Source organism: Streptococcus oralis, from assembly GCF_001579175.1.
Classification (GTDB): domain Bacteria; phylum Bacillota; class Bacilli; order Lactobacillales; family Streptococcaceae; genus Streptococcus; species Streptococcus oralis_O.
The window spans coordinates 373,451-383,804 of sequence record NZ_KQ970760.1 but is presented as its reverse complement, the minus strand read 5'-3'; the positions used below and the strand labels follow the sequence as shown (position 1 = coordinate 383,804).

Here is a 10,354-nt window from a genome sequence, read left to right as displayed (position 1 = left end):
TCCTTCTCAGCTGACAAATGCCCCAAATTGATGAAGAGAGCTTGGCTTTGTTTGGTAAAATCAAGGACCTCACGGGGATCATCTGCCATGACCGGTTTAGATCCCAGAGCCAAAATGCCATTGGCCAGCATCTCACAGGAAATCTCATTGGTGATGCAGTGAATTAAGGAGCTAGAGCTCAGAGGGAAGGGATTTGTAAATTCCTGCATCAGTCTATCCTTTCACCAAAGTAATATCCTTGTACTTTTTTAAAGAATTCCTGCTTGATTAAAAATCGAAAGGCAAGAAAAGCTATGGCTGTACCGATCAAGGTCGCTCCGAAAAATCGCGGAGTATAGATAAACCAGCTGAGCTTGGCCGCAGATCCCGTAAAGAGAACCATGACAGGATAGGAAACAATGGAACCGATAATCCCTGTTCCCAAAATCTCTCCTAGGGCAGAATAATGAAATTTTCGACCGTACTTATAAAAGAGACCTGCAAGGAGGGCTCCAAAAGTAGCTCCTGTGAGGGCCAAGGGCGGAATGCCTTGAGTAGACATACGGATAAAGGCTGTGACTGTAGCCATGACCAAGGCATAAACAGGCCCCATCAAGATTCCTGCAAGAATGTTGACTACACTGGACATTGGTGCCATCCCTTCAATTCGAAAGATGGGTGTAAGAACTACGTCAAGGGCAATCATCATGGATAAAATGGTTAATTTGTGAACTTGAAGTCGGTGGTTTCTCATTTTCTATTTCTTCTCTTTTCCTAAGGACTGCAAATCACTCGTCCATGTTTGGTGTTGGTAAGCCATCTCCCAAAACTTGGCTTCCATGTGAACACTGCGGTGGAAAGCCTCTAGCATTTTTTGTTTGTCCATCTCATTGCTTTCTCGATAGAGTTGATTGACCAGCTCTCCCTCCTCTCTGATCTGCTGTTCTAACTCATCGGTGATATAGGTCTCAATCCACTGCTGATAAAGAGGATTCGGGGATGGTTTGCGATTAAGTGCCTTGCCCAAATCATGGTATAACCAAGGACATGGGAGCAAACTAGCAAAAGCAATGCCCAAGTTTGGCTCTGCAAATTGCCGATAAATGTGAGAAATGTAATGATAACAGGTTGGAGCAATCGGTTGCTCGTCCATTTCCTGGTCACTGATTCCTAATTCCTTGAAAAATTGTTGGCGGATAAACAACTCACCCTCCACTAGACTCTGAGCATTTTGTTTCAAGAGTCTTTTCATCTCTTGGTTTGAAGTCTTATCAGCCAAGAGGTGATAGGCTTCTGAAAAAGACTTCAGATAATAAGCATCCTGAATCAGGTAATAGCGGAAAATTGAAGGTTCTAAATTTCCCTCTTGTAACTGTAAAACAAAGGGGTGATGAAAAGAAGCCTGCCAAGCTTCCTTGGATAATTCCATCGCAAGGTCTGTAAATTCCATAATAACTCCTTTATAAAAATAGACTGGTTTGAAGCAATAAAAAGAAAAGCAGGTAGATTAATTTTGTTTTTTTAGGAATAGAAAAAGTCCGATAGCTATTCTCCACCTGTGCATGTTCGTCATATCCATGCGCCGACAGAGCTCTCAGATAAAGATGGCGCCACCTAAAGACTGTCATCAGAACCTTGCTGTAAATCAAGGGAGACCAAACATGCAGTTCTTGACCACGTAATAGGCAAGCTTCTTTGAGGGACTTGATTTCTTGCTGAATGAGGGGAAAGGCATTGAATACCACAATCAAGGCATAGGCCCAAGAACGCGACAGCCCCTTTTGAGCCAAGTACAAGAGAAGCTCTTTTAGGGAAATACTAGAAACAAAAACAAGACCAATACAAACCGTCACAAAAGCCCTCGTTCCAAGCATCACTGCCTGCGAAGCATCTCCGTGTAACTGAACTGCCCAGTAGTTGGCCAAAGATGGCAAAATGGCGAGTAGAATCATCCAAGCCAACATCTTAAATCGACGGTAATAGAGCATAAAGAGAATACAAAATGCGACTACCGAAAGATTCAGAGCAATCGAAGGAATGAAAGATGTTTCCAAGGATAAAATCAGCAAGAAGAGACTGATAATCGGTGTCTGGGTTGCTACTTTGATCATACTATCTTACCTCCCCTTGAATATTGCTACTCTGAGATATGAGTGGTTTGGTAATTGTCACTTCTTTCACATGACTGAGACCCTCACTAGTCATCTCAATCCAATAATCAACCACAGAGATCAAGGGATCTAAACGATGGCTAATGATCAGAAAACTTCTTCCTTGATTTCCGTCCTTCAACATCCACTGACAAAAATAATGGCAAGCTCTATCATCCAAACCTGCAAAAGGTTCATCTAGCAAGATCACAGAGGCCTTACTAGTCAAGATGGTCAAGAGCTGAAGAATCTTTTGCTGGCCACCACTTAATTGGTAGGGACTCTTATCAAGAGCCTGCTCCAGATCAAAATATTGTAAAGCTTGGAAAATTCGCTGATTTCTTTCAGAATCAGGTCCATCTAATTGAAGCTCTTCTCGCAGACTGGCTCTGATAAACTGCTTCTCAGCTTCCTGAACAACACCCGTCAGGTCACGGTACAAACTCTTTTTCTTTTTCAGGACTGTCCCCTTCCAGGTAATGCGCCCCTCATACTTTTGAAATTGAAGAATAGACCGAAAGAGGGTTGATTTCCCAACACCATTATCACCCAAGATACAGGAGATTCCTTGGTAGATAGTAAAATCAGCAATCGAAAAGAGGGGACGATTACCCAGCTCACAAGTCACACAGTCCATATGGAATAGTTCTGGACTAGAAGCAACTTCCTTTGAAGAAACCTGTGTCATCTCAGAGGAAGGAATTTGAAACACTTCCCTTAGTTGACCGTCTCTTAGCTCCACCATATGGTCGATATAGGCTTCATAGTCTGATAAATCATGGTCACACAGGATGACTGTCTTCCCATCAAGAGCTAACTCTTTTAGAATCTCCAATATCTCGATTCTGCTCTTGCGGTCAATAGAAGCAAAGGGCTCATCCAAGAGATAGACCCTAGGATTCATAGCAAAGAGAACAGCTAGCGCAGCCTTTTGCTTTTCCCCACCTGATAGGTGATGAATGGGACGGTACAAGATCGGCTCGCAACGACATTGCCGAACCGCCTCGGCTATTTTAGCATCAATCTCTTGAAGGGGATGGCCGATATTTTCCAAGGTAAAAATCAGCTCCTCAAACAAGTTCTCCATGGTAAATTGATGATTGGGATTTTGAAAGAGAATGCCAACCGTCTGGACACGTTCGATGATAGAAAGCTGACTGACCTCACTCCCATCTATCAAGACTTGACCGCTATAGGGAAGAGAACTGACTTGGGCAATCATTTGAAAGAGACTGGATTTTCCTGAACCACTGCTCCCAACTAACAAGGTGAAGGCTTGCGCATGAAAAGTAAAATCAAGAGGCTCCGAAAAGATTGGGGACTGAATCGCTCGTAGTTCCAGCCCCATCTATGCCTTTCCTCCAGCTGCAAACTGATGATAAAGTTTGACAATGGCACGAACCAAGATGGTACAGAAGAAAAAGACAGAAATAAAGCGCACCACAAGCAAGGAAAGGACAAAAGGAAGGGAGAAGGCGTAGTAACCTAACTTAATGTATTCATAGACAAAACTAACAAGCGTAATCCCAATACTATTAGCAGTTAGAGAGAGCCAACTTTCATAGCGATTCTTGGTTACGATAAAACCAAGTTCACTTCCCAACCCTTGAACCAAGCCAGACAAAAGGGCACCTAGACCGAATTGACTACCATAAAGGACTTCAGCAAGCGCAGCTAGCACTTCTCCAATCGTTGCGCTTCCCACTCTTGGAACAAAGATGGCAGCAATGGGCGCAGCCATACACCAGAGACCAAAGAGGATTTCATTGGCAAAGGCCTGCAAGCCAAGAGGGGCTAAAATCAGAGTGAGGATATCAAACAGATAGCCAGATCCCACAAAAACGCCACCAAAAAAGATAGACAAGAAAGCAAGTAAGATAACATCTTTTAATTGCCATTTTTTCAACATAAAAAACTCCTTTTTTAAAAGAAAAGTGGGGCATTCAAGGTGAGCTACCAAAAGGCTTGCCGTCAAGCCTATCCTCTTTTGATAAACAAAAAAACTCCAATTACAATCAAGAATTAGAGTTTAGCTTACAAGATTAGACAGTCCTTTTCGACATACGAAAAAAACCTTTTCACATTTCCCTTCGCCAGTCTTAACTGTATCAGGTTCAATGGGTATCATCTCAGCCTAAAGCACCCCAAATGTCTTTATTATTTTATTACTGGACTAGTATAACAGAATTTGAAAGCTCTAGCAAGATATTTGACCGGAAAATATATTTATATGGTTTGTTTGTTAATTCTTTTAATCTACATAAAAGTATTGAATCTGTCCTATAATTCATAACCAATATCAAAAAAAGCTAATTCTAAAGCAACTGCTTGATTCCAGCGTTGCTGAAGTTCTGTCAAATCTTCTCTACCTTTCCCGACACGATTAAGTTCGTCAACCAGAAATTGAACCCACTCTGTAAAGAAAGGACCTCTGTGGAGATTGATCCATTCCGAATGAATATAGGCTTCAGGTAGAGCCAAATCTTTAGAACCCCAGTCTAAATAGAGACCTTCTGCAATGACCAGCATGACTAAAAGATGAGCATAGTCTGATGAAGCAACAGCAGAATACATTAGCTCCTGAAAGGCTTTTGTTACAGGGTGCAAGGTCACTTCTAGATAGTCATTCTCTGCTACTTTTAACTCTTTGAAAGCCTTTTGGAAATAACCATCTTCATCCTTCATCTGCTTCAAGAAAGCCTAGTTGCTTGGCAAAACGAAGTTTGGATTCAAGCTGGTCTGCGTGAGCTACACAAGCACCCAGCATGGATAAGAAAGCATCAAAGAAATGATAATCTTGAATCAGGTAGTCTTTTAAGACCTTATTCTCAATTGTCCCCGCAAAAAGTTCCTTAATAAAACGATGATTGATTGCAGCCTGCCAATCCTTCTGACTGCTTTTTAATAATTCTCCAACGATCAAACCTGGCTGAAATGCATAGTCTTGTGTTTCCATATTTATTTTTCCTTTCTTTACTCCTTAGTAATCAATAAAACACCAAGAGATACCAAGCAAAATCGTAATTCCACTTGATACTTTTTAAGAACATCGAGGGCATTTACAGAGAGCTACCTAAACAAGCCTATCCAGTTTGTATAAACAAAAAACTCCAATTACAATTAAGAATTAGAGTTCACCTTACAAGATTATACAGTTTCCTTCAACATACGAAAAAAACCTTTTCACATTTCCCTTCGCCAGTCTTAACTGTATCAGGTTCAATGGGTATCATCTCAGCCTAAGGCACCCCAAATGTCTTTATTATTTTATTACTGAACCAGTATAACAGAAATTGAAAGTCCTAGCAAGATATTTGACTGGAAAATATATTTATATAGTCTTTTCCTCCTTTGTTATGATATGTCACCCTTCCTCAGGACGAGAAAAGCCTCCACATCAAATGGAGACTTTCTACTTTGTCAATACAACTTCAAATCACGTGAATCAATTGGGAAGGATGGATTGTATGGATTGTGACGCAGTTTGAAGCGTTTAACATCTTCAATAGTCTGAGTTCCAGATAACTGCATGACTGTCTTTAATTCTGCATTCAAGTGTTCAAAGACTTGGCGTACACCCACACTACCACCAAGAGCCAAGCCATAGATCACAGGGCGACCAATAGCTACCAAATCTGCTCCTGAAGCCAAGGCTTTAAAGACATGCTGACCGCGACGAACACCAGAGTCAAAGACAATTGGCACACGTTTAGCAACTGCTTCAGCCACTTCTTGAAGCGAGTCAAAGGCCGCTGGCCCACCGTCAATTTGACGACCACCGTGGTTGGTTACCCAGATACCAGAAGCACCTGCAGCAAGAGAGCGTTCAACGTCCTCACGGCATTGTGGCCCCTTGACATAAACAGGAAGACCTGAGTAAGCAGCGATAAATTCGACATCGCGTGGAGACAAGCGTTGTTTGGCTGATTTGTAAACAAAGTCCATTGATTTACCAGCACCTTCTGGAAGGTATTCTTCAACAATCGGCATGCCAACTGGGAAGACGAATCCATTGCGCTTGTCGACCTCACGATTGCCCCCTACAGTTGCATCTGCCGTCAAGACAATCGCTTTGTAGCCTTCAGCCTTCACACGGTCCATGATGTGGCGGTTGATACCGTCATCCTTACTAAAGTAAAATTGGAACCAGTGAGGCGTCCCTTGAAGGGCTTCTGTAATTTCTGGAAGGTCTACAGTAGAGTAAGAGCTAGTTGTATAGAGGGAACCAAACTCATGAACACCACGCGCAGTAGCCACTTCACCTTGTTCATTTGCTAATTTATGAGCTGCAACAGGCGCCATAATGATTGGTGAAGATAATTTTTCACCTGCAAATTCAATCTCTGTACTTGGGTTTTCAACATCACAAAGAGTATGTGGAACAATAAGCTTGTGGTTAAAGGCGCGGATATTCTCCCGCAAAGTGAAAGTATCTTCCGCTCCACTGGCGATATAGCCAAAGGCAGCTTTTGGAATGACTTGTTGAGCCATTGCCTCTAAATCATAAGCGTTAATAAAATCAACAGATCCTTCTGCATTACTTGTTTTATATGACATAAAATGCTCTCCTTGTTAAGTAAGCGTTTACTTTTTATCTTACATAAACATCTTAACTCTTTTTCATACTGTTTTCAAAAAATTTGTCTGGGAATTTCAACCTGATTACCTGGACCTTTCAAAAAAATCAGGTAATCCTTGTGACTACCTGATTTTCTATGTTTTAAGCATTTTGCCAATTTTCTTGGTCTTCTTTAAAGCGTTTTAAGAGAGCCAATCCCTCTGGTGTGATGTAACCTTCTTCTTGGGCTAGGTGAATGAGCTCGCTATAGTTAGATAGTGTCACCAATTTGACCCCAGCATCCGCAAAGTTCTTATCTGCTTTTGGTAGTTGATAACTAAAAATCGCTACGACACCAAGAACGTCTGCCCCTTCGCGTTTAGCAGCAGCCACTGCTTCAAGAACAGAACCACCAGTTGAAATCAAATCTTCGACAACGACCATCTTTTGACCTTGGGCTACACGGCCTTCGATTTGGTTGCCTGCTCCGTGGTCTTTTGGTTTGCTACGGATATAGGCAAAGGGCAGGTTCATTTTGTCAGCAATGATGGATCCGTGGGGAATCCCTGCTGTCGCTGTTCCTGCAATCACTTCTACCTCTGGAAAGGCTGTCTTGATAGCATCTACAAAACCATTTTCAATCAAGGTTCTAGTTTCTGGGTAAGCCAGAGTCACGCGGTTATCTGTATAGATAGGTGATTTGATACCCGATGCCCAAGTAAAAGGCTCTTCTGGTTTAAGGTAAACTGCCTGAATTTTCAATAGGTGGCTAGCAATGTCTTTAGCAAGTGTCATGGTTTTCTCCTTCTTATCCTTACATCTCTTAGCGAATACGCTTTAGGCCCAGTCTCGTGTCCATTCTTCCTTGATCGCATGGTAGGCTGCTACAGGGTCTTCCGCCTGCGTGATTGGACGACCTACTACAATGTAGTCACTACCGATTTGATAGGCCTGACCAGGGGTCACTACGCGTTTTTGATCCGCTGCTTCAGCACCTGCTGGTCGAATACCTGGCGTCAAGCAAATAAAATCTTCGTTTGTAGCTTCCTTGATGAGTTGGGCTTCTTGGGCTGAACAAACCACTCCATCCAATCCAGCTTCTGCTGTTTTCTTAGCATAGTGAATCACTGATTCTTGCAGACTCGTTTGAATATTTTGGCAGTCTTGCATCTGTTCTTCGGATGTTGAGGTCAACTGGGTCACCGCGATGAGAATTCCCTTATCTCCCAACCCTTGACGCGCAGCCTGCATCATTTCAACCCCACCTGCAGCCTGAACATTGGTCATATCGACACCCAAACTAGACAAGATTTTCATGGTCGATTTGACTGTGTTTGGAATATCATGCAACTTGAGATCCAAAAAAACGCTGTGTCCTAATGATTTCAAATAACGAACAACCTCTGGGCCAACCGCATAATAGATTTCCATTCCAACCTTGACATAGAGTTTTTCCTCTGCTGGAAAAAGGGCTAAAAATTCCTTTGCTTCTTCAAAACTTGGAAAATCTAGGGCAATGACCGGGCGACTCTCACGCATATATTTCTCCTTCTGATTCTTCTTACAGTCCACCAAACTCCTTAAAATGACTATGAAAAAAGGAACCTGCAGCAGCAAGGTTCCACGAAAAATGGGTAGTCTCCACCCTTTCACCGTCTAACCTTAGCTGCCTCTCTGGACTGCTTTAAAGGTTTTTTACTATTCTATTATTTATATAGGAACTTGTCAAGTAAAAACTGGGCTTTATTGTTGTTGCTGTTGTTTCTTTTCTTCAGCTTCTTTTTCTTCCTGTTTTTTCTTCTCAGCTTCCTGTGCCTCTTTTTTAGCTTTTTCCTCAGCTTCTTCCAAAAGTTTATCCGCTAGGCTAGTACTATAGATTCCAGCTTCCATATCGATAAAACTCGGTTCTGCTAGTTGTGGCTTAATTTTGCTGTAATAAGGCAATTTTTTACTCAACTCTGACAAGGGAACCAAGATCTCATCTGTATCTAGCATGGTGATTTTTAGAAGATCTGCAGTTGCCTTACTTGGTGCTAGTTCGATCTTCTGGATTTGACTCTTTATGTCCTCACTGATGCTAGAAAGACCCGCAATCAGATCCTTCACCTGCTGCTCATCGTTAAAGGTAACTGTTAGGTAGGTCTCAGGCAGGTTCAAAAGGTTGACAGGGCTTGAGTCGATTGTTCCACTAGACAGGATTGGATAGTGGTCTTCACCTGTCACATAGTAGCCCACAATCTCAAACTCTTTGACTTCAATCGTAAAGTTTGTTGGAAATTTGTAGTCAATCTTTGCTGACTCTATCCAATGATTCGACTTGATTCGCTCAGCGTATGTTTCCTTATCCAACAATAGAGCTAAGGTATAGTCGCTATCTTGAATTCCAGAAGCCTGTTTGATGTCATCCGCCTGCATGTTACTATTTCCCTTAACCTCGATATGCTTAAGAGTCGAAAGAGGAGTCAAGAGATAGATAGAAAGGAGGAGAACCAGAACACTCGGCACCAAGATACTGACCGCCCTCCAAATATGAACGGGAGCAATTTTCGGCTTGGCAGGTTTTTCTGGCTTTTCTTTTTTCTTCTTCTCTTTCTCTTTTTTAACTTCTTTGTCTTCCTTTTGAGGCTTCTCATCTTTCTCGGAGGGTTTCTGACTTGGACTTGTATCTTCCTCGTCGGACTGACTCGAGGATTTCTTGGCCTGCTCCAATAGTTTCGAGTTGGCCTCCTTTCGAGCTTGTTTTTCCTTTTCCTTCTCCGCAGCTAGAGCAGCTTCCTCCTCAGCCTTCTTTTTCAGATATTCTTGATTCCGTTTCTGCCATTCAGACAATTCTTGTTTCTGGTTTGATTCTTTTTTCTTATCCTTTGACATTGGTTTTCCTTATGATAAGTCTTTTCTTAGTAGGGCATAAAAATCATCAAGAGATTTCAATTCAGTTGAAGCCCTCATACTAGCTTGGTATTGATCCTTATGACTAAGCAGGTGACTGACTTTCTCCTCCAAGCTTTCCAAAGTCAATTCTGTCTCTTGGAGTTCTGCTGCATAGCCTTTCTTAACAAAATAGGCCGCATTTTCAATCTGGTCTCCTCGACTTGCTTCACGACCCAATGGTACGATGAGATGGAGTTTCGCCATGGCTAAGAGCTCAAAAATCGTATTGGCACCGCCACGCGTTACCACCACATCTGCCATCTCCATCAAGGGTTGATAGAGTTCTGTCACATAGTCAACACGAAAGAGATTTTGACTCAACTCATTGAGGTTTGAATCTCCAGTTAAATTGATAATATTGTAGCGCTCTGTCAGTTCTTGCTTATTGTCTGTCACCAGTTGGTTAAATACACGAGCTCCTGCAGAACCACCAACAAACAATACCGTTGGCAATTTAGGATTAAAGTGGGTTTGGATATCCACCAACTCGTCTGGTTCTGGCGTCTCTTGGCCTGTTACCTTGGTCACTGCCCCCACATGCTCGACTTTTGCAAGACTAGCAGGCTGCTCAAATGTTGAATACATCTTGGTCGCAAATTTATAGGCAATTTTATTGGCTAAGCCCATAGACAGATCCGATTCGTGAATAAAGACAGGCACCCCTGACACACGCGCTGCGATAACCGGCGGTACTGAGACAAAGCCCCCCTTTGAAAAAAGAGCCTGTGGACGCAGT

Annotated in this window: 11 protein-coding genes, 1 pseudogene and 2 riboswitches; all 12 genes and pseudogenes read right to left on the bottom strand. The window is 42.4% G+C overall.

The features are described 5' to 3' along the window. A partial coding sequence (locus SORDD24_RS06195) for a hydroxyethylthiazole kinase (RefSeq protein ID WP_196757276.1) occupies nt 1–209 on the bottom strand: 209 nt, incomplete at its 3' end. Continuing rightward, nucleotides 209–733 carry an energy coupling factor transporter S component ThiW gene (gene thiW / locus SORDD24_RS06190; protein WP_061408702.1) on the bottom strand — a complete coding sequence of 175 codons (525 nt, stop codon included), beginning with the start codon at nt 731–733 and terminating at the stop codon, nt 209–211. The genes SORDD24_RS06195 and thiW, both read right to left, overlap by 1 nt. Nucleotides 734–736: 3 nt before the next feature. Then, on the bottom strand, nt 737–1,429 hold the full coding sequence (gene tenA, locus SORDD24_RS06185) for a thiaminase II (RefSeq protein WP_061408699.1): 693 nt from the start codon (nt 1,427–1,429) through the stop codon (nt 737–739). Nucleotides 1,430–1,439: 10 nt separating this feature from the next. After that, on the bottom strand, nt 1,440–2,090 hold the full coding sequence (locus tag SORDD24_RS06180) for an energy-coupling factor transporter transmembrane component T (protein ID WP_061408696.1): 651 nt from the start codon (nt 2,088–2,090) through the stop codon (nt 1,440–1,442). A gap of 1 nt (nt 2,091) precedes the next feature. Further along, complete coding sequence (locus tag SORDD24_RS06175; RefSeq protein WP_061408693.1) at nt 2,092–3,477, bottom strand: ATP-binding cassette domain-containing protein; 1,386 nt, start codon at nt 3,475–3,477, stop codon at nt 2,092–2,094. Continuing rightward, nucleotides 3,478–4,038 (bottom strand): ECF transporter S component, encoded by a 561-nt coding sequence (locus SORDD24_RS06170; RefSeq protein ID WP_000915275.1) that lies wholly within the window; start codon nt 4,036–4,038, stop codon nt 3,478–3,480. It abuts the gene before it with no gap. Between the two features lie 159 nt (nt 4,039–4,197). Further along, nucleotides 4,198–4,286: riboswitch (TPP riboswitch) on the bottom strand. 123 nt (nt 4,287–4,409) lie between these two features. Continuing rightward, nucleotides 4,410–5,085, bottom strand: a pseudogene (locus SORDD24_RS06165) (TenA family protein). 217 nt (nt 5,086–5,302) lie between these two features. Beyond that, a riboswitch (TPP riboswitch) is annotated at nt 5,303–5,391 on the bottom strand. A gap of 158 nt (nt 5,392–5,549) precedes the next feature. Next, nucleotides 5,550–6,686 carry an L-lactate oxidase gene (gene lctO, locus SORDD24_RS06160; RefSeq protein WP_061408691.1) on the bottom strand — a complete coding sequence of 379 codons (1,137 nt, stop codon included), beginning with the start codon at nt 6,684–6,686 and terminating at the stop codon, nt 5,550–5,552. 163 nt (nt 6,687–6,849) lie between these two features. Next, on the bottom strand, nt 6,850–7,482 hold the full coding sequence (gene pyrE / locus SORDD24_RS06155) for an orotate phosphoribosyltransferase (protein ID WP_061408688.1): 633 nt from the start codon (nt 7,480–7,482) through the stop codon (nt 6,850–6,852). Between the two features lie 42 nt (nt 7,483–7,524). Beyond that, nucleotides 7,525–8,226 carry an orotidine-5'-phosphate decarboxylase gene (pyrF, locus tag SORDD24_RS06150; protein ID WP_061408686.1) on the bottom strand — a complete coding sequence of 234 codons (702 nt, stop codon included), beginning with the start codon at nt 8,224–8,226 and terminating at the stop codon, nt 7,525–7,527. Nucleotides 8,227–8,430: 204 nt separating this feature from the next. Continuing rightward, entirely contained in the window at nt 8,431–9,558 is a 1,128-nt protein-coding gene (locus SORDD24_RS06145; RefSeq protein WP_061408683.1) for a cell division protein FtsQ/DivIB, read from the bottom strand. A 9-nt stretch (nt 9,559–9,567) separates the two neighbouring features. Continuing rightward, a partial coding sequence (locus tag SORDD24_RS06140) for a UDP-N-acetylglucosamine--N-acetylmuramyl-(pentapeptide) pyrophosphoryl-undecaprenol N-acetylglucosamine transferase (protein ID WP_081103563.1) occupies nt 9,568–10,354 on the bottom strand: 787 nt, incomplete at its 5' end.

Excerpts from the sequence above, each read along its gene's own strand:
- SORDD24_RS06175 (WP_061408693.1), bottom strand. The coding sequence starts at position 3,477 with ATGGGGCTGGAACTACGAGCGATTCAGTCCCCAATCTTTTCGGAGCCT.
- lctO (WP_061408691.1), bottom strand. The coding sequence starts at position 6,686 with ATGTCATATAAAACAAGTAATGCAGAAGGATCTGTTGATTTTATTAAC.
- pyrE (WP_061408688.1), bottom strand. The coding sequence starts at position 7,482 with ATGACACTTGCTAAAGACATTGCTAGCCACCTATTGAAAATTCAGGCA.
- SORDD24_RS06180 (WP_061408696.1), bottom strand. The coding sequence starts at position 2,090 with ATGATCAAAGTAGCAACCCAGACACCGATTATCAGTCTCTTCTTGCTG.
- SORDD24_RS06145 (WP_061408683.1), bottom strand. The coding sequence starts at position 9,558 with ATGTCAAAGGATAAGAAAAAAGAATCAAACCAGAAACAAGAATTGTCT.
- pyrF (WP_061408686.1), bottom strand. The coding sequence starts at position 8,226 with ATGCGTGAGAGTCGCCCGGTCATTGCCCTAGATTTTCCAAGTTTTGAA.
- SORDD24_RS06170 (WP_000915275.1), bottom strand. The coding sequence starts at position 4,038 with ATGTTGAAAAAATGGCAATTAAAAGATGTTATCTTACTTGCTTTCTTG.
- thiW (WP_061408702.1), bottom strand. The coding sequence starts at position 733 with ATGAGAAACCACCGACTTCAAGTTCACAAATTAACCATTTTATCCATG.
- tenA (WP_061408699.1), bottom strand. The coding sequence starts at position 1,429 with ATGGAATTTACAGACCTTGCGATGGAATTATCCAAGGAAGCTTGGCAG.